The sequence below is a fragment of the Knoellia koreensis genome, assembly GCF_013041615.1.
GTDB classification, from domain to species: Bacteria; Actinomycetota; Actinomycetes; order Actinomycetales; family Dermatophilaceae; genus Pedococcus; species Pedococcus koreensis.
This window is the reverse complement of sequence record NZ_JABEPQ010000001.1, coordinates 1,167,171-1,183,875: the sequence shown is the minus strand read 5'-3', so window position 1 is coordinate 1,183,875 and position 16,705 is coordinate 1,167,171. Positions and strand designations below refer to the sequence as shown.

Genomic DNA, 16,705 nt, shown 5'->3' with positions numbered 1-16,705 from the left:
GATGACCCGACCACCCACCGCGGTGAGGGGCTCGCGGGCGATGACGGATAATGGACGCATGAGTGTTGGTCTCGGTATGCCGGCCCTGCCCCCGCCCGTCCTCGCGCCCCGGCGCAAGACGCGCAAGATCAAGGTGGGCAAGGTCGACGTCGGCGGCGACGCACCCATCTCGGTGCAGTCGATGTGCACGACCCCGACCACGGACGTCAACGCGACGCTCCAGCAGATCGCCGAGCTCACCGCGGCCGGGTGCGACATCGTGCGCGTCGCCGTCCCGAGCCGCGACGACGCCGAGGCGCTGCCCGCGATCGCCGGCAAGTCGCAGATCCCGGTGATCGCCGACATCCACTTCCAGCCCAACTACGTGTATGCCGCGATCGACGCCGGGTGCGCGGCCGTGCGCGTCAACCCGGGCAACATCCGCCAGTTCGACGACCAGGTGGGGGAGATCGCGCGGCGCGCCAAGGAGGCCGGCGTCTCGATCCGCATCGGCGTCAACGCGGGCTCGCTCGACAAGCGGCTGCTGGAGAAGTACGGCAAGCCGACCGCCGAGGCCCTGGTCGAGTCGGCCGTTTGGGAGGCGTCGCTCTTCGAGGAGCACGACTTCCACGACTTCAAGATCTCGGTGAAGCACAACGACCCCGTCGTCATGGTCCGCGCCTACGAGCTGCTGGCCGAGCGCGGCGACTGGCCGCTGCACCTCGGGGTGACCGAGGCCGGGCCGGCGTTCCAGGGCACCATCAAGTCGGCGACGGCGTTCGGAGCGTTGCTGTCCAAGGGAATTGGCGACACCATCCGCGTCTCGCTGTCGGCGCCTCCGGTCGAGGAGGTCAAGGTCGGCACGCAGATCCTGCAGTCGCTCAACCTGCGCCCGCGCAAGCTCGAGATCGTGTCGTGCCCGTCGTGCGGACGCGCGCAGGTCGACGTCTACAAGCTCGCCGACGAGGTGACCGCGGGACTCGAGGGCATGGAGGTGCCGCTGCGCGTCGCCGTCATGGGCTGCGTCGTCAACGGTCCCGGCGAGGCCCGCGAGGCCGACCTCGGTGTCGCCTCCGGCAACGGCAAGGGCCAGATCTTCGTCAAGGGCGAGGTCATCAAGACCGTGCCCGAGTCGGCCATCGTGGAGACCCTGATCGAGGAAGCGATGCGCATCGCCGAGGAGATGGGCGAGCCCGTCGACGGTGAGTCCGCTGGAGCACCCACCGTCACCGTCGGCTGAGGGCGGCGGTTCGCCTCAGCGCAGGAGCAGGTTCAGCAGCACGGTCAGGACGACCGAGGCGAGGACCGAGATTGCGATCATCGCGAGGCAGCCGGGACCGCCACCGAGCGGACGGACTTCCACGTTTCTTCCGAGGCGCATGGCTCCTGTCTACCCACCTGCGCACCCGGTGATGCGCCGGCCTGCCCGGCACAGGCTGAGGCCGCGAGGGCCGAGGCGGCTGCCTTGGCCCTCGCGGCTTGCCACTGCGGGTGGCACACGCGTCACTCCTGCCAGTCGCTCGGCTGGGCCGGCACCCGGTCGGCGGGGAGGTCCTGCTTGAACCGCACCATGTTGCCGACCGGGTCGCGGAACGCGCAGTCGCGCACCCCGTAGAACTGGTCTGCCGGCTCCTGGAGCACCTCGGCACCAGATGCCTGCACGTGCTCGAACACCGCGTCGACGTCGTCGACGTTGAAGATCAGCGCGGCCAGCAGGCCCTTGGCGAGCAGGTCGTGCAACGCCTCCGCATCGGAGTCGGACATGGGGATCGACCCGCCACCGGTGTAGTTGTGCACGGTGATCTCGAGCTCCGGCTGGGTCGGCGGGGTGAGGGTGACCCAGCGGAAGTTGCCGTTGGTCACGTCGGTGTGGACGGCGCACCCGAGGGTGTCGCGGTAGAAGGACAGCGATGCCTCGGTGTCGTTGGTGAAGACGAAGACGTTCGCGACGGCCAGAGACTTCATGGCCGCCGGGGTCGTGGTGGACGGTGTCTGGTTTGCCTGTGTCGTGGTCATGGCGGTGACGCTATGGCGGGGTCGCGCCGGAGCGCTTCTCCGATCCTGACCAGACGTTCGTAGCGACCTCCAACTTGCGGTGGATCCCTCACGGTTGCCTCCTTGGGATCGTGACGGGATGGGCCGGCGTCCTGAAATCTGTCCCCCAGTGTCAACCCACGGGTGCCCCTGAGGCGATCAGTGGGCATGACGAACGCCCCGCGGGTCGACGCCCGGCTGCCGAAGCCGGGCGAGGGGCTTGCGCCGGCCTTCTTCACCGAGCACGGCCGTTCGTTCGAGGAGTTCTACCGCGCCGAACTCACGGGGCTGGTGGTGCTGGCTCGGGCGCTGGCCCCGCCCGGGTTGGGGGAGGACGTGGCACAGGAGGCGATGATGGTGGCCTACCGCCGTTGGTCGACGGTCCGGGAGCTGGCGCACCCTGAGGCGTACGTGCGCCGGGTCTGCGCCAACCTGGCGGTCTCGCAGTTCCGGCGCGGGTTGGCGGAGGTGCGGGCGTTCCGGCGGACCGGGGCGCCGCAGGTCGTCGAGCAGAGCGGCACCTCCGAGGACTTCTGGCGGCTCGTGCGGTCCCTGCCGCGACGACAGGGCCAGGTGGTGGCGTTGTTCTACGTGTTCGACCTCTCGGTGGCTGAGGTCGCCCGCACGCTTGAGGTCTCCGAGGGTTCGGTGAAGGTGCACCTGAGCCGCGCACGGCAGTCGCTCGCTCGCAGCATGGGTCGTCCAGCGGAGGTGCAGCCATGAGCCTCGACGAGCTCGCACGCAGCGCAGCGGCCGACCTGTGGGCGGACACCGAGCGCACCCTTGACGTCGAGACCGGGCTGAGCGCGTTGCACCACGCCCGAAACCGCAGGCGAGTCGGCTGGGCGGTGGCCGCCGTAGCGGCCACGGTGATCGCGCTGCTCGTCCTCACCACCCCGTGGCCGCGCCGGCAGGCGCTGCCCGCCACCCCGCCCCGTCCCACGACGGTGGAGACACTCGTCTTCCAGGACGGCATGGCCGGGTTGACCGCGCTCGGTGGGTCGCTGCCGACACTGACCGCCAAGGTCAAAGCGAATGCGGCTGCGTCCATGTCGTTCGCCCCGGACGGCTCGGCGCTCGCCTACAGCGCCGGCGATGTTGTGCACGTCGTCGACATCGCCACCGGTGGCGACCGCAAGCTCGGCCCGTGCCGGCAGGCGTCGTGCCCGGTGGCCTGGTCCCCGGACTCCTCCAGCGTTGTCACGGCAGCACCGCACGCCCTGGTGCTGATCCCGGTCGGCGTCGGCACGGCGAGCACGGTCCCCCTGCCCTCGAACTGGTCGATCACCGGGCTGGACGTGAACATGGCCGGCCAGGTCGCCATGACCGGCACGGCCGGGACGAGTCAGGCCGTCATGACGGTCGACCTGGACAGCGGTCACTCCGAGCTGGTGTGCACCTTCGACCTCCACGTGGACGTCGGCGATCCCCGGTGGCTGCCGGGAGGCCGCAGCTTCCTGTACCTGCAGTGGCGTGGCCTTCAGGACGGCCACAGCAACGACCTCTCGGTGCGCGAGATCCGCGCCGACGGCAAGGACGTGCGCGTCGTCGCTCAGCTCGGCCACTGCGAGTGCTACACCCCGGTGCGCCCGTCGATGGACGTCTCACCGCAAGGGCGCGTGGTCGTGTCCGCCGTGGGTCGGGACCGCGCCAGCGTGGTCGAGGTCGGAGCCGACCGCCGCCTCACCACACTGTTCTCCGCCCCCATCAACGACTCCGTGCGTTGGATCGGCACGGTCGCATGGCGTTCGGTCCCGGCTCCGCCCTGACCGCCGGACCGAATCTCCTTCACCCACACCACGATGCGCGCTCCAGCTGCGCGGGACCACCCGGCGGGAGCGAGGTCGGCGCAAGCCTGCCTTCAGCCGCCCAGCAGGGACAACACAGTCACCAGGAACCCCAGCCAGGCACCTCAGCCAGACACCTCAACCAGTCAGTAGAAGGGACACGCCATGAAGCGCACACACACCAACCGGCTGCCTGCCTTTGCGGTCGCTGTCGCCGCGGCGATCTCGCTGGGCGCGGGTTGCGCCGCGGCGCACGCCTCGACCCGAGGCGAAGGAACCACGACACGAGGCCTGCACAGAAGCTGGCACGACGCAGAGGGCTCGACTGGCAGCATCCTGTACGGCTCGACGCTGTTCGCCACCTGGGGCACCGTCACCAACGGCACCTCCTCGGCCAACGCCGCAGAGCACCGCAGCGAGCTCACCGGCGGGCATGCCGGGTCCTCCAACGCAGCCGAGGCGCCCGCCTACAGCTCCGCCCGCTGAGCGGACACGAACCAGCGGCGAGGACCGACTCGTCACTCGCGCCGCGGGCGGGTCACCTGCTTGGCGATGCACCCGGGAACTCCCACGAGCCCCTCGTGGGACCTCGCGGCATACGCGCTCGGGGTCTCGCCCACGAGCTCGGTGAAGCGCGCGCTGAACGACCCCAGCGAGGTGCAGCCGACCTCCATGCAGGCGTCGGTGACGCTCGAGCCGCCCCGCAGCAGCCACATCGCGCGCTCGACCCGGCGGGTCATCAGCCACGAGTAGGGAGTCTCACCGAAGGCCGCCTTGAACGACCGCTGGAAGTGGCCGGTCGACATGTGCGCCGCACGGGCGAGCGACGGCACGTCGAGCGGCTCGGCGTAGTCGCGGTCGATCCGGTCGCGGGCCTGCCGCAGCCGGACCAGGTCGTCGCGCTCCATGATCCACAGTCTCGCAGCCGCGACGCCGATGGCACGCGGTCTCGAGGGCGGTCTCGGCGTTGACCGGGTGGGCGCGCGGCCGTGACCGTAGGCTGACCTCGTGCTCCGCACCCGCAACCCGGTCCAGGCACTGTCCGCGTCGGACCGCGACTCCGCCCTCGAGGTCTGCTCGCGCGACCTGGCCGCCAACGTGTTCGTGGCCGCGCGACTGCTCGAGGGTGCCCTGCAGACCCAGCCGGGAACGGTGCTCGGGCACAAGGAGGGCGGCCGGCTGCAGTCGCTGTGCTGGTCCAGCGCCAACCTCGTGCCCGTCGAGGCCACGGACGAGAGCCTGGGCTGGTTCTCCGAGCGGGTGCGGCGCTGGCGGCGGCACTGCGCGTCGATCCTCGGGCCGCAGGAACAGGTGACCGAGCTGTGGCGCCAGCTCGAGCCGACGTGGGGTCCGGCGCGGGCCGTGCGGTCCAACCAACCCCTCATGAGCATGACGACGCTGCCCTCGAGCCGGGGGGTCGAGCTCGACGAGCGGGTGCGACCGGCGACCGAGGACGAGGTCGACCTCGTGATGCCGGCTGCGGCGCACATGTTCGAGGGCGAGATCGGTTACCCGCCCTACACCGGTTCCGGCGCGGCATACCGGTCGGCGCTGCTCGCCCTCATCGACCGCGGCCACACGTTCGTCGTCATCGAGGACGGCGCGGTCGTGTTCAAGGCCGACGTCGGGTCGGTGGCGCTCGGGTGCGCGCAGATCCAGGGTGTGTGGCTGGCGCCGCACCTGCGCGGGCAGGGGCTCGCGACGGCCCTGATGGCCTCGGTCGTGGAGCAGGTGATGACGACCCGGGCGCGCTGGGTCACGTTGTACGTCAACGACTTCAACGCCAGCGCCCGCGCGACGTACGAGAAGGTCGGGTTCGTCGAGGTCGGCTCGTTCTCGACCGTCCTGCTGTGACCGACGACCACTCGACCTCGTCCGCGCCGGAGCCCGCGCCGGAACCTGCGTCGGACAGCGAGCCGGCCGGGCCGGGCACCCTCGGGGCGTGGTTCTGGGGGAGTCTGCTGGCGTTCGGGGTGTTCCTCGTGGCGGTGCCCGGGCAGGACACCCGCGGCCGCACGTGGCTCGTGGTCGGCATCGCCCTGGCGGTCGTCTCCGTGGTGGGACTCACGCTGTGGTGGCGCGCGCGGGTGCGCGGGCTGCGGCAGGATGGCGGCTCGTGAGGACTCCCGCCGCACCGCTGACCAAGGACATCGCCGGACTCGCCGCGCTGTTCGCCACCTCCGGCACCACGCACCTCGTCAAGCCGGAGGTGTTCGAGCCGCTCGTGCCGAAGTCCCTGCCGCGTCGCCGCGAGATCGTCTACCTGTCCGGCGTGGCCGAGCTGGTGTGCGCGGCCGGGCTGGTGCACCCGAGGACGCGTCGGTATGCCGGGTGGGCCAGTGCCGCGCTGCTGGTCGCCGTCGCGCCTGGGAACGTCCAGATGAGCGCCAACTACGGCAAGCGGGCGCAGCGCCGGCAGGACACCTCGTCGCGGGTCGCGTTCGCTGCCACCCTGGCCCGGTTGCCGCTCCAGCTGCCCCTCATCCGCACCGCCCTCAAGGCTTCTCGCCGCCCCTGACCACGCGGCATACCCTGGCGAACTTTGGCCCAAAGTTCGCCGGTGCTGTGAACCTTCCCGTCCTGGCCGAACTTTGGCCCAAAGTTCACGAGGGGCCACGGCTGGGAGGGGACGGGCGAAACCGCGGTGAGCGGGCGGCATACCGGCCGATATCCTTGGCGGCGGCCCCGCGACGGGGCCTCCACCACCCGAAGGAGAGCCACGTGGCCCTGCGCATGTCGTCCCTGTTCCTGCGAACCCTTCGCGAGAACCCGGCGGACGCCGAGGTGCCGAGTCACCAGCTGCTCGTCCGGGCCGGGTACATCCGCCGGGTGAGCCCCGGCATCTACACGTGGCTGCCGATGGGCCTGCGGGTGCTGCGCAACGTCGAGAAGATCGTCCGCGACGAGATGGACGCGATCGGCGCGCAGGAGCTGCTGTTCCCGGCGCTGCTGCCCAAGGCGCCCTACGAGGCGAGCGGGCGCTGGGAGGAGTACGGCGACAACATCTTCCGGCTCAAGGACCGCAAGGACGACGACTACCTGCTCGGGCCGACGCACGAGGAGATGTTCACCCTCGCGGTCAAGGACCTGTTCTCGTCCTACAAGGACCTGCCGCTCGCGATCTACCAGATCCAGACGAAGTACCGCGACGAGGCGCGGCCGCGCGCGGGCGTCCTGCGCGGGCGCGAGTTCGTCATGAAGGACAGCTACTCGTTCGACATCGACGAGGCCGGGCTCGACAAGAGCTACCAGCTGCACCGCGACGCCTACATCCGCATCTTCGACCGGCTCGGCTTCCACTACGTCATCGTCCAGGCGATGGCCGGCGCCATGGGCGGCTCGAAGTCCGAGGAGTTCCTCGCGACCGCCGAGAACGGCGAGGACACCTACGTGCACTGCCCCCACTGCGGGTATGCCGCGAACGTCGAGGCCGTGCGGGTGCCGGTTCCCGAGGCGGTCCCCTTCGAGGGGACGCCGGGTGCGCACGCCGAGTCGACGCCGGACACCCCGACGATCGAGACCCTGGTGGCCCACCTCAACGAGCACTTCCCGCGCTCGGACGGGCGCGAGTGGGTGGCTGCGGACACCTTGAAGAACGTGCTCGTCACGCTCGTTCACCCCGACGGCACGCGCGAGCCGCTGGCCATCGGCATCCCCGGTGACCGCGAGATCGACGAGAAGCGACTGGGTGCGCAGGTCGAGCCGGCCAGCGTGGAACCCTTCGAGGAAAAGGACTTTGCCGCCAACCCGACTCTCGTCAAGGGCTACATCGGGCCCAACGTGCTCGGGTCGGAGGGCACGTCCGGCATCCGCTACCTGCTCGACCCGCGCGTCGTCGACGGCACGCGCTGGGTGACCGGTGCGAACTGGGAGGGCCAGCACTTCATCGACCTGGTGAAGGGTCGCGACTTCGAGGCCGACGGTGTCATCGAGGCCGCAGACGTGCGGGTCGGCGACGCCTGCCCGTCCTGCGGGCACGCGTTGGAGTCGGCCCGAGGCATCGAGATGGGGCACATCTTCCAGCTCGGCACCAAGTACGCCGAGGCGCTCGACCTCAAGGTGCTCGACCAGAACGGCAAGCTCCAGACCGTCATCATGGGGTCCTATGGCGTGGGCGTCTCGCGCGCGGTCGCTGCCGTCGTCGAGGGCAACCACGACGACCTCGGCATCGTCTGGCCGCGCGAGCTCAGCCCGGTCGACGTGCACCTCGTGGCGACCGGCAAGGACGTCACACGTGACCCCGAGGTCTTCGAGACGGGGGAGCAGCTGACCCGTGAGCTCGAGGCCGCCGGGCTGTCGGTGCTCTACGACGACCGGCAGAAGGTCAGCCCCGGCGTGAAGTTCAAGGACTCCGAGCTCATCGGCGTCCCGACCATCGTCGTCGTGGGCAAGTCGCTCGAGAACGGCGTCATCGAGATCAAGGACCGCCGCAGCGGTGAGCGTCGCGAGGTCGCCGTCGGCGACGCCGTGGCCGAGATCGTGCGCGAGGTGCGCGGCGGCGCGGGCGCCAAGGAAGCCGTGGACACCGCGAACGCCGAGGGCACGGGGAGCGCCGGGTCCTGATGGCGGCGGCGGGGGAGCACGCGGAGGTGCAGACGGTCGAGGCGGTGATCTTCGACTGGGGCGGCACGTTGACGCCGTGGCACACGGTCGACATGTCCAGCCAGTGGCGGGTCTTCGCCCGCGAGGTGCACGGTGTGCCGGTCGACTCGGACGAGGTGTCGAAGGAGGACCTGGCGGCTGCCGAGGACCTGGCCGCGCGCATCCTCGCCGCCGAGGACCGGGCCTGGGCGCGCGGTCGCGACTCCCACGAGAGCGCGTCGATCGACGCGATCCTCGCCGACGCCGGCGTCGACCCGGCGCACGACCGGCACCACCTGGCGCTCGCGGCATACCAAGGCTTCTGGGAACCGCACACGTTCACCGACCCACAGGTCCGACCACTGTGGGAAGCCTTGCGCGACAGGGGAATTCGCGTCGGCGTTCTTTCCAACACGATCTGGTCGCGCGACTACCACCGGGGCATCTTCGAGCGTGACGGGGTGCTCGACCTCATCGACGGCGACGTCTACTCCTCGGAGATCCATGTCGTGAAGCCGCACGCCGAGGCGTTCGAGGCAGCCTGCGCCGCGGTCGATGTCGCGCCCGAGCGAGCGGTCTATGTCGGCGACCGGCCGTACGAGGACGTGCACGGTCCGCAGCAGGTGGGCATGCGCGCGATCTGGGTGCCGCACAGCGAGATCCCGGTGTCGCAGCAGGTGGCGGTGGACGTCACGCCGGACGGCCAGGTCAACGAGCTGGGCGACGTGCTCGACATCGTGGCCGAGTGGTGCGCCCTGGCGGAGCCGTCCCGCGGGCGGCGCTGAGTGGGGGACGTCGAGCTCTCCGTCGTCCTGCTCATGGCCCTGGCCGGGTTCGGCGCGGGCTGGATCGACGCCGTGGTGGGTGGCGGTGGCCTCGTGCAGCTGCCCGCGCTGCTGCTGGGTTTCCCCGGTGCGTCGCCGGCACAGCTCTTGGCCACCAACAAGATTGCGTCGATCGCCGGGACCGCCACATCGTCCCTCACCTACTGGCGCCGAGTGAGGCCCGACCTGCGCACGGCGCTGCCGATGGCTGCCGTGGCCTTCGTCGGGTCGGCGGCCGGTGCCCTCATCGGCCTGCACATCCCCAAGTCGGCCTTCAACCCGATCATCCTCGTGATGCTCGTCCTCGTCGGCACCTACACGATCGCTCGACCGGCCCTCGGGCAGGAGACCGCGCTGCGCTTCGACGGGCACCGGCACACCGTCGTCGCGATGATCACCGGGTTCTGCATCGGTGTCTACGACGGCGCCCTCGGCCCGGGCACCGGCTCGTTCCTCGTCTTCGCGCTCGTCGGGTTGATGGGCTACGCCTTCCTCGAGGCCAGCGCCAAGGCCAAGATCGCGAACTTCGCCACCAACCTCGGCGCACTCGCCGTCTTCGCGCCCGGTGGCCACGTCATGTGGGGCATCGGCCTCGTCATGGCGGCGGCCAACCTGCTCGGGGGCTACACCGGCGCGCGCATGGCGGTGGCCAGGGGCAGCCGGTTCGTGCGGGTCGTCTTCGTCGTGGTGCTGGTCGCCTTCATCGTGCGGATCGGCGGTCAGGTGTTCGGGCTGTGGACCTGACCGCAGTCGACCCGCGACTGGTGAGCCGGGTGCGCGCGCTGGCCGATCGGGCGCGCGGCGACGGTCGCCGTCGGGTGCTCGGGATCGCAGGACCGCCCGGTGCCGGCAAGACGACGCTCGTGGCCGGGTTGCTCGCGACGGTCGGTGCCGACCCAGGTCTGAGCGGCCGCGTGGGTCACGTCCCGATGGACGGCTTCCACCTTCCCAACGCGGAACTGGACCGGCTCGGGCGTCGCGACCGCAAGGGAGCGCCCGACACCTTCGACGCAGAGGGGTATGCCGCGGTGCTGGCTTCGCTACGCACCTCACCGCGCCGGGTCGTGACCGCACCGGCCTTCGACCATGCGGTGGGGGAGGCGGAGGCCGATGCGATCGCCATCGGGGTGGAGGTGGACGTCGTCGTCACCGAGGGCAACTACCTGCTGCTCGACGACCCGGCCTGGCGGCCGGTGCGGGCCCTGCTCGACGAGGCGTGGCTGGTGGCGCTGGCCGACGACGTGCGCCGCGAGCGGCTCATCGTCCGCCATGTCGAAGCGGGGCGCGAGCCTGCCGACGCGACGGCGTGGGTCGACCGGTCCGACGAGGCCAACGCCCGCAGGGTCCTGCGCGAATCAACGGGTGCCGACCTCGTGGTCGTCGACGGCCGCATCGTCGCACCTGGCTGACGCGTCGACCCGGCCCGCCGCGCCGTCAGCCGCGCTGGCCCGTCGATGGATGGCGGCTGCCTAGGTCTGCCGGACCTCTCGGCCGGCAAAGGCCGCAATGCGGCCGTAGGCGTCCGCACCCTCCGGGGCCCGCTGCTCGGGCTTGAAGGCTGCCCCCCGCTTGTCCGGCGTCAGCTGTGACCGCATGAATGCCAACCCGCGCTCGGCCACCACCGGGTCGAGGTCGGCCGTCGAGCGGCCCAGCGCCGTCGCGAGATCCCAGCTGTGCGTGGCGATCTCGGCGAGCTGCCAGTCGGCGTTGGCGGCATCGCCCGCGTCGGCCATGACCGTCCGCAGCTCCTGCGCACGCTCGCCGAAGGCAGCCACCGGGTCGTCGGCGTGGGGTGTGGGCGCCGACCAGTCCACCTGCTCGCCCCGCGCGGCCTTGGCCATGCCGGCGGTGCTGTGGAGCACGTGGTCGACGAGGTCGCGCACCTGCCAGTCGGTGCACGGTGTGGGCTTGTCGAGGTCGTCCGGCCCCACGGTCGCCACCAGCTCGGCGAGCTGGTCGAGCCCGGTGTCGAGCGCGGCCACCGAGGCCGCGTTGTCGGTGGTGCCGCTGTCGTTCGTGTCGTCTGCCATGCCGCCAGACAACCACGCCTTGGTGACAGCTGCTCCCCGGGACGGACTCCCACCGGCGTCATGGCCGTCCCACAGCAACCACACAGCATTGACCCTGACACTCCAACCATGACCACGACCACCGCGGATGCCGCTCCCGGCTCCACAGCCGCCGACGCGGCATACCGCCATCGCACGCCCCGGCCCGTGCCGCACTGGTGGCGCGACGCGTCCCTCTCACTCTTCTGGGCGATCCTCACCTTCGTCGTCGCCCTCTGGGTTGCAGGCGGTGGCATCCAGGAGCTCGGCACGGTCTCCGGTGCTCTCACGAGCATCGGCCGCCTCACCGGGCTCGTCGCCTCGGCCCTCCTGCTGGTGCAGGTGTTCCTCATGGCGCGGGTGCCGTGGTTCGAGCAGGCGTGGGGGCAGGACGGTCTGGCGCGCACCCACCGCTATGTCGGGTTCACGTCGTTCACCCTGCTGTGGGCGCACCTCGTCCTCATCACCCTGGGGTATGCCGCCGCGAGCCCGCTCGGCCTGTGGGGCACGATCGTCGACTTCACGCTCAACTACCCGGGCATGCTGCTCGCCATCGCCGGCACCCTCGCCCTGTGCATGGTCGTGGTCACCTCGGTCAAGAGGGCGAGGCGCCGACTGCGCTACGAGTCGTGGCACCTCATCCACCTCTACGGCTACCTCGGCGCCGGGCTGGCCCTCCCGCACCAGCTGTGGACCGGTCAGGAGTTCCTCAGCTCGCGCACCGCGACCGTGTTCTGGTGGACGTTGTATGCCGCGTGCGCGGGTGCCGTGCTCGTGTTCCGTCTGGGGGTGCCTGCGTGGCGCTCATTGCGCGCGCCGCTTCGCGTGGTCGCAGTGGCGCAGGAGGGGCCCGGCGTGACGTCGGTCGTGGTCGGCGGGCCCGGCGTGGCGCGGCTCGCGGCCCGGCCGGGACAGTTCTTCCAGTGGCGGTTCCTCGGCGGGCCCGGGTGGTCGCGGGCCAATCCCTACTCGCTGTCCGCCGCACCGAGCGGTCGCGAACTGCGTTTCACCGCAGCGCATCTCGGTGATGGGTCGACGCGGCTGGCGACGCTGAAGCCCGGCACGCGCGTCCTAGTCGAGGGCCCCTATGGGCGGCTCCACGACGGGGTCCGGACCCGCCGCAAGGTGCTCCTGATGGGCGCCGGCATCGGCATCACGCCGATGCGTGCCCTGCTCGAGGGGCTGCCGCAGCAGCCGGGCGACGTCACCGTGGTGCACCGTGCACGCAGTGCCGAGGAGCTCGTCCACTGCGCCGAGCTGGACACCCTCGCGGGGCAGCGGGGCGCCCGTTACGTAACCGTCCTGGGGTCGCGCCTGGTGGGTCGCGACAGCTGGCTGCCGCAGTCAGCCGCCCACCTCACCGATGCGCAGGCGCTGGCCGAGCTCGTCCCCGACGTCGCCGAGCACGAGGTCTACGTCTGCGGCTCGGACGGCTGGATGACGGCCGCGCGCAAGGCCGCCCTCGCCTGCGGCGTCCCCGCCGAGCACATCCACCTCGAACGTTTCAGCTACTAGGAGCATCCCGTGCGACGCATCACCGTCTGGTCCCTGTCCACCCTCACCTCGCTGGTGCTGCTGTTCAGCTACCACACCTCGACCGCCGGCTCCGGCGTCGCGAGCGCCGCGGGCACCGTGGCCCAGGCGCCGACCGTCGCCGGGTCGAGCAGCTCCGGCAGCAGCGACAGCTCGAGCTCATCCGGATCGGTCAGCGGCTCGAGCTCGTCCGACTCGCCGAGCTCGTCCAGCAGCGGATCGAGCTCGTCCGGAACCTCGTCGGGCAGCACGACCTACTCGGGCGACACGGTGCAGACCCGGTGGGGGCCGGTGCAGGTGCAGATCACCGTGGAGAACGGCACGATCACCAAGTCCGAGGCCGTCGTCTACCCGAACGGCAACCACGAGGACGCCCAGATCAACGGCTACGCGCTGCCGATCCTCGACCAGGAGGTCGTGCAACAGCAGAGCGCGAGCATCGACATGGTCTCCGGCGCGACAGTGACCAGCGAGGGCTACCTCCAGTCGCTCCAGTCCGCGATCGACCAGGCGCACCTGTGACCGCCGCGTCGTTCGCGACCGAGGTGGCGGACACCAGTCGGCGCGCCTTCGTCGAGCACGTCATGGGTATGCCGGTGTCGATCCACTTACGCGGAGCAAGGGGCGACGTGGAGTCTCCAGATGCGAGAACTGCTGTGGCACAGGCGTTCTCGCACCTGAGCCGCGTCGATGACGTCTTCAGCACGTGGCGCGTCGACAGCGAGCTGATGCGCTCGTCGCGGGGTGATCTCGACGCAGCCGACGCGCACCCGTGGCTGGCGGAGGTGAGCGGCCTGTGCGCGCTCGCACACCTGCGAACCGGCGGACTGTTCAGCCCGTACCACGCCGGGGCCTACGACCCGACTGGCCTGGTCAAGGGCTGGGCGGTCGAGGGAGCGGCGCGACACCTGGCGCACGTCCCGCGAATCTCGTTCTGCATCAACGCTGGTGGCGACCTGGTGGCCGGCTTCGGCCCGGGCCACGACCCGTCTCCGTGGACCATCGGCATCGAGGACCCGCGACACACCGGTCGGGTGGCCGCCACCGTCGAGCTCACCTGCGGGGGCCTGGCGACCTCGGGCACGGCAGCCCGTGGGGCCCACCTCCGCGACCCTCGCGACGGCGCCCCGATCAGCCGGCCCGGCTCGGCCACGGTGTGGGGTCCGAGCCTGCTGTGGGCCGACGTGTGGGCGACGGCGCTGTTCGTCGACCCCGCGGTCGCCACGCAGACGCTGGAAGGGGAGCACCCGGCATACCGACACCTCGTCCTCTGACTCCGAGACAGCGGTGACTGTGGCACCGTGGTGAGGGTGCAGGTCTGGTACGCGAGCTACGGCAGCAACCTGTCCCGCGAGCGGTTCCTCACCTACCTGCGCGGCGGGCGACCGACCGGTGCGACTCGCACCTATCCGGGCGCCCGAAATCAGGCTGGGCCCGAGGATGACTGCCCGCTGACCCTGCCCGGACAGGTGTTCTTCGGGTGGCATTCGCCGACGTGGGGTGGCGGGATCGCCTTCTACGACGCGGACTCCGCCGGTGCGACCCTGGCCCGCGCCTACCTGCTCACCGACCAGCAGTTCGCCGACGTGGCCGCGCAAGAGATGCACCGCGAGCCCGGGGCTGACCTCGACCTGACCCACGTCCTGCGCGACACCCGGCACGACACCGGGCCGGGTCGCTACGAGTCCCTCCACCTTGTCGGCGAGCTCGACGGGCGCCCGGTCCTCACCTTCACCACCCCGGAACCCGCTGTACTGCAACGCAACTCGCCCACAGCGGCATACCTCACGACGATCGCGGCGGGCCTGCGCGAGTCCCACGGCCTCGACGTCGAAGCCATCGTCGACTACCTCCTCGAGTGCCCCGGCGTCGCCCCGGCCTGGGACCGGGACGCCCTGCACCGCGCTGTCAGCGGGCCAGTGCGTTCCTGAGGTCGCCGGGCTCGGTCACCGGGGCGTCGCAGACGAAACCGCGACAGACGTATGCCGCCGCGCCGCCGGCCACGAGCGGACGCTCGGCGAGCAGCGGGGTGCCGGGGGTGTCGGGGGCACCGGGGGCGATGACGAGACCGGGACTGGTTGCGGCACGGGTGATGGCGAGCAGCTTCCGGGCTCGGGGATCGTCCGGGGTCGGGGACACGACGGCGACCTGGAGCGGCCCAGCCGCGGCCGCCTCGGCGACGGCGAGGGCCCAGCCACCGAAGCGCGGGTCTCGAGTGGCGAGCTGACCGGCAGCCGCGAGGGCGGCGTCGGCGCGCTCGCGCATGACCGGGACTCCCGTCAGTGCCGAGCAGGTGAGGAGGGCACCAGCGAGGGCGGACTGCCCGGACGGCTCGGCGTTGTCGGCCTGGTTGCGAGGGCGCAGCAGCAGCTGCTCTCCGTCGGCCGGGGTGTCGTGGAAGCCGCCGTCCTCGGCGGCGAAGCTCTCGACGGCGGTGTCGAGGAGGTCCTTGGCGATGCCGAGCCAGCGCGGGTCGCCGGTTGCCTGGTTCAGGGCGAGCAGCCCTTCGGCGAGGTTGCCGTAGTCGTCGGCCACGCCTGCGGGTTGTCCTACTCGCCCATCCTTGGAGGAACGGCGGAGGCGACCGTCGACCAGGTGGGTGTCGACTACGAATTCGGCTGCCCTGCTTGCGATTTCGAGGAGTTCTTGGTCGCCGGTGATGACTGCGGCGTCGGCGAGGGCGGCGATCGCCAGACCGTTCCACGACGTGACGACCTTGTCGTCACGTGCCGGTTGCGGGCGCTCGGCCCGCGCTGCGAGCAGACGTTCGCGCGCGGCATACCACCACTGCTCGTCGTCGGGGTCAGAACGCAGCTGGAGGGTGGAGGTGCCGTGCTCGAAGGTTCCGGTCTCGGTGACCCCCAACAGGGAGGCGACCCGGCGGCCGTCCTCATCGCCGAGCACGTCCACGAGTTGCGCGGGCGTCCACACGTAGGTGAGACCCTCACTGCTGTGTCCGTCGACGACGGTGTCCGCGTCGAGGGCCGAGGCGAAGCCGCCCTCGGTGGTGCGCAGGTCCCGGACGAGGAAGTCGGCGGTCTCGCGGACCACACGACGGGCCAGGGGGCTGCCGGTCGCGCGCAGCCAGTGTGCGTAGACGCGCAGCAGCTGCGCGTTGTCGTAGAGCATCTTCTCGAAGTGCGGCACGACCCAGTCGGCGTCGACGGAGTAGCGCGCGAAGCCACCGCCGAGCTGGTCGTACATGCCGCCGCGTGCCATGGCCTCGCAGGTGGCGCCCACCATCGCGAGGGCGTCGGCCGAGCCCGTGCGCGCGTGGTGCCGCAGCAGGAACTCCAGCACCATCGACGGCGGGAACTTCGGTGCCCCACCGAACCCGCCACGGGCGTCGTCGAACTGGCCGCGCAGGATGGCGGCGGCCCGGTCCAGACCCTCCGCGTCGATGGGCAGAGGCGTTGTGGCAGTGGTGATCTCACGCAGCCGGCTGGCGATGTGCGTGCTGCTCTCGAGCACGCGGTCGCGCTGCTCGCGCCACACAGCGGATGCCTGGCCGAGCAGCTGCAGGAACTGCGGCTTGGGGAAGTAGGTGCCCGCGAAGAACGGGTCGCCGTCCGGCGTCAGCAGGCACGTCATCGGCCACCCGCCCTGACCGGTCAGTGCGGTGGTGGCGGCCATGTAGACGCTGTCCACGTCGGGTCGCTCCTCGCGGTCGACCTTGACCGGCACGAAGTCGGCGTTGACCGCGGCCGCGACGAGGTCGTCCTCGAACGACTCGTGGGCCATCACATGGCACCAGTGGCACGCGGCATACCCGACACTGAGCAGGATCGGCACGTCCCGCCGCCTCGCCTCGGCAAACGCCTCGGGCCCCCACTCCCACCAGTCGACGGGGTTGTCCGCGTGCTGCTGCAGGTAGGGGGAGGTGGCGTCCGCGAGCCGGTTGGGCATGCTTCCGACCCTC

General features: G+C 71.1%; 20 protein-coding genes. 15 read left to right on the top strand and 5 right to left on the bottom strand.

From position 1 onward, the window contains the following. Positions 1 to 58 precede the first annotated feature (58 nt). Positions 59 to 1,219: a flavodoxin-dependent (E)-4-hydroxy-3-methylbut-2-enyl-diphosphate synthase gene (ispG, locus tag HJG52_RS05780; protein ID WP_171242525.1), complete on the top strand. Its 1,161-nt coding sequence runs from the start codon at positions 59 to 61 to the stop codon at positions 1,217 to 1,219. Between the two features lie 15 nt (positions 1,220 to 1,234). Here ispG and HJG52_RS21205 read toward each other — a convergent pair whose 3' ends face one another. Together HJG52_RS21205 and HJG52_RS05775 are read right to left on the bottom strand one after the other, a co-directional pair. Further along, positions 1,235 to 1,360 (bottom strand): hypothetical protein, encoded by a 126-nt coding sequence (locus HJG52_RS21205; protein WP_277352074.1) that lies wholly within the window; start codon positions 1,358 to 1,360, stop codon positions 1,235 to 1,237. 122 nt (positions 1,361 to 1,482) lie between these two features. Next, positions 1,483 to 1,995, bottom strand: coding sequence for a VOC family protein (locus HJG52_RS05775; protein WP_240977178.1), 513 nt, complete (start codon positions 1,993 to 1,995; stop codon positions 1,483 to 1,485). 186 nt (positions 1,996 to 2,181) lie between these two features. On the opposite strand from HJG52_RS05775, the gene HJG52_RS05770 reads away from it, so the two are divergent. The 3 genes from HJG52_RS05770 to HJG52_RS05760 all read left to right on the top strand — a co-directional run bounded on the left by HJG52_RS05770 (position 2,182) and on the right by HJG52_RS05760 (position 4,286). Further along, entirely contained in the window at positions 2,182 to 2,736 is a 555-nt protein-coding gene (locus HJG52_RS05770) for an RNA polymerase sigma factor (RefSeq protein WP_171242524.1), read from the top strand. Continuing rightward, positions 2,733 to 3,782 carry a WD40 repeat domain-containing protein gene (locus tag HJG52_RS05765; RefSeq protein WP_171242523.1) on the top strand — a complete coding sequence of 350 codons (1,050 nt, stop codon included), beginning with the start codon at positions 2,733 to 2,735 and terminating at the stop codon, positions 3,780 to 3,782. The genes HJG52_RS05770 and HJG52_RS05765 overlap by 4 nt, the downstream gene beginning before the upstream one ends. A 183-nt stretch (positions 3,783 to 3,965) precedes the next feature. After that, a complete protein-coding gene (locus HJG52_RS05760; protein ID WP_171242522.1) occupies positions 3,966 to 4,286 on the top strand; it encodes a hypothetical protein in 321 nt (106 codons plus the stop codon). Positions 4,287 to 4,318: 32 nt separating this feature from the next. Here HJG52_RS05760 and HJG52_RS05755 read toward each other — a convergent pair whose 3' ends face one another. Continuing rightward, positions 4,319 to 4,708: a helix-turn-helix transcriptional regulator gene (locus HJG52_RS05755; protein WP_171242521.1), complete on the bottom strand. Its 390-nt coding sequence runs from the start codon at positions 4,706 to 4,708 to the stop codon at positions 4,319 to 4,321. A 100-nt stretch (positions 4,709 to 4,808) separates the two neighbouring features. Between HJG52_RS05755 and HJG52_RS05750 the strand changes: the two genes are divergently transcribed. The 7 genes from HJG52_RS05750 (at position 4,809) to HJG52_RS05720 (ending at position 10,614) form a co-directional block, all read left to right on the top strand. After that, complete coding sequence (locus HJG52_RS05750; RefSeq protein WP_171242520.1) at positions 4,809 to 5,654, top strand: GNAT family N-acetyltransferase; 846 nt, start codon at positions 4,809 to 4,811, stop codon at positions 5,652 to 5,654. Further along, complete coding sequence (locus HJG52_RS05745; RefSeq protein ID WP_171242519.1) at positions 5,651 to 5,920, top strand: hypothetical protein; 270 nt, start codon at positions 5,651 to 5,653, stop codon at positions 5,918 to 5,920. Before HJG52_RS05750 ends, HJG52_RS05745 begins: the two co-directional genes overlap by 4 nt. Next, a complete protein-coding gene (locus HJG52_RS05740; protein ID WP_346767588.1) occupies positions 5,917 to 6,318 on the top strand; it encodes a DoxX family protein in 402 nt (133 codons plus the stop codon). Before HJG52_RS05745 ends, HJG52_RS05740 begins: the two co-directional genes overlap by 4 nt. Positions 6,319 to 6,521: 203 nt before the next feature. Next, positions 6,522 to 8,363, top strand: a complete 1,842-nt coding sequence (locus tag HJG52_RS05735; protein WP_171242518.1) for a proline--tRNA ligase — start codon at positions 6,522 to 6,524, stop codon at positions 8,361 to 8,363. A 26-nt stretch (positions 8,364 to 8,389) separates the two neighbouring features. Next, on the top strand, positions 8,390 to 9,166 hold the full coding sequence (locus HJG52_RS05730; RefSeq protein WP_346767587.1) for an HAD family hydrolase: 777 nt from the start codon (positions 8,390 to 8,392) through the stop codon (positions 9,164 to 9,166). A 33-nt stretch (positions 9,167 to 9,199) separates the two neighbouring features. After that, on the top strand, positions 9,200 to 9,949 hold the full coding sequence (locus tag HJG52_RS05725) for a TSUP family transporter (RefSeq protein WP_171243110.1): 750 nt from the start codon (positions 9,200 to 9,202) through the stop codon (positions 9,947 to 9,949). After that, entirely contained in the window at positions 9,940 to 10,614 is a 675-nt protein-coding gene (locus HJG52_RS05720) for a nucleoside/nucleotide kinase family protein (RefSeq protein ID WP_346767585.1), read from the top strand. The genes HJG52_RS05725 and HJG52_RS05720 overlap by 10 nt, the downstream gene beginning before the upstream one ends. Positions 10,615 to 10,674: 60 nt before the next feature. Here HJG52_RS05720 and HJG52_RS05715 read toward each other — a convergent pair whose 3' ends face one another. Beyond that, positions 10,675 to 11,235: a TIGR03086 family metal-binding protein gene (locus tag HJG52_RS05715; RefSeq protein WP_171242516.1), complete on the bottom strand. Its 561-nt coding sequence runs from the start codon at positions 11,233 to 11,235 to the stop codon at positions 10,675 to 10,677. Positions 11,236 to 11,343: 108 nt separating this feature from the next. On the opposite strand from HJG52_RS05715, the gene HJG52_RS05710 reads away from it, so the two are divergent. Genes HJG52_RS05710 through HJG52_RS05695 form a run of 4 tightly spaced genes read left to right on the top strand, consistent with a single transcriptional unit; the run spans position 11,344 to position 14,717 of the window. Continuing rightward, entirely contained in the window at positions 11,344 to 12,768 is a 1,425-nt protein-coding gene (locus tag HJG52_RS05710; RefSeq protein WP_171242515.1) for a ferredoxin reductase family protein, read from the top strand. Between the two features lie 9 nt (positions 12,769 to 12,777). Then, positions 12,778 to 13,308 (top strand): FMN-binding protein, encoded by a 531-nt coding sequence (locus tag HJG52_RS05705; RefSeq protein ID WP_171242514.1) that lies wholly within the window; start codon positions 12,778 to 12,780, stop codon positions 13,306 to 13,308. Beyond that, positions 13,305 to 14,060, top strand: a complete 756-nt coding sequence (locus HJG52_RS05700; protein ID WP_346767584.1) for an FAD:protein FMN transferase — start codon at positions 13,305 to 13,307, stop codon at positions 14,058 to 14,060. Before HJG52_RS05705 ends, HJG52_RS05700 begins: the two co-directional genes overlap by 4 nt. A gap of 36 nt (positions 14,061 to 14,096) precedes the next feature. After that, a complete protein-coding gene (locus tag HJG52_RS05695) occupies positions 14,097 to 14,717 on the top strand; it encodes a histone deacetylase (protein ID WP_206069930.1) in 621 nt (206 codons plus the stop codon). On the opposite strand, the gene HJG52_RS05690 is transcribed toward HJG52_RS05695, so the two are convergent. Beyond that, positions 14,695 to 16,692, bottom strand: coding sequence for a thioredoxin domain-containing protein (locus HJG52_RS05690; RefSeq protein WP_171242512.1), 1,998 nt, complete (start codon positions 16,690 to 16,692; stop codon positions 14,695 to 14,697). The genes HJG52_RS05695 and HJG52_RS05690 overlap by 23 nt on opposite strands. Positions 16,693 to 16,705 lie beyond the last annotated feature (13 nt).

What these genes read in the sequence shown, in the direction of transcription:
- HJG52_RS05755 (WP_171242521.1), bottom strand. Translation starts at nt 4,708, where the DNA reads ATGGAGCGCGACGACCTGGTCCGGCTGCGGCAGGCCCGCGACCGGATC.
- HJG52_RS05765 (WP_171242523.1), top strand. Translation starts at nt 2,733, where the DNA reads ATGAGCCTCGACGAGCTCGCACGCAGCGCAGCGGCCGACCTGTGGGCG.
- HJG52_RS05690 (WP_171242512.1), bottom strand. Translation starts at nt 16,692, where the DNA reads ATGCCCAACCGGCTCGCGGACGCCACCTCCCCCTACCTGCAGCAGCAC.
- HJG52_RS05715 (WP_171242516.1), bottom strand. Translation starts at nt 11,235, where the DNA reads ATGGCAGACGACACGAACGACAGCGGCACCACCGACAACGCGGCCTCG.
- HJG52_RS05710 (WP_171242515.1), top strand. Translation starts at nt 11,344, where the DNA reads ATGACCACGACCACCGCGGATGCCGCTCCCGGCTCCACAGCCGCCGAC.
- HJG52_RS05725 (WP_171243110.1), top strand. Translation starts at nt 9,200, where the DNA reads ATGGCCCTGGCCGGGTTCGGCGCGGGCTGGATCGACGCCGTGGTGGGT.
- HJG52_RS05775 (WP_240977178.1), bottom strand. Translation starts at nt 1,995, where the DNA reads ATGACCACGACACAGGCAAACCAGACACCGTCCACCACGACCCCGGCG.
- HJG52_RS21205 (WP_277352074.1), bottom strand. Translation starts at nt 1,360, where the DNA reads ATGCGCCTCGGAAGAAACGTGGAAGTCCGTCCGCTCGGTGGCGGTCCC.
- HJG52_RS05770 (WP_171242524.1), top strand. Translation starts at nt 2,182, where the DNA reads ATGACGAACGCCCCGCGGGTCGACGCCCGGCTGCCGAAGCCGGGCGAG.
- HJG52_RS05760 (WP_171242522.1), top strand. Translation starts at nt 3,966, where the DNA reads ATGAAGCGCACACACACCAACCGGCTGCCTGCCTTTGCGGTCGCTGTC.
- ispG (WP_171242525.1), top strand. Translation starts at nt 59, where the DNA reads ATGAGTGTTGGTCTCGGTATGCCGGCCCTGCCCCCGCCCGTCCTCGCG.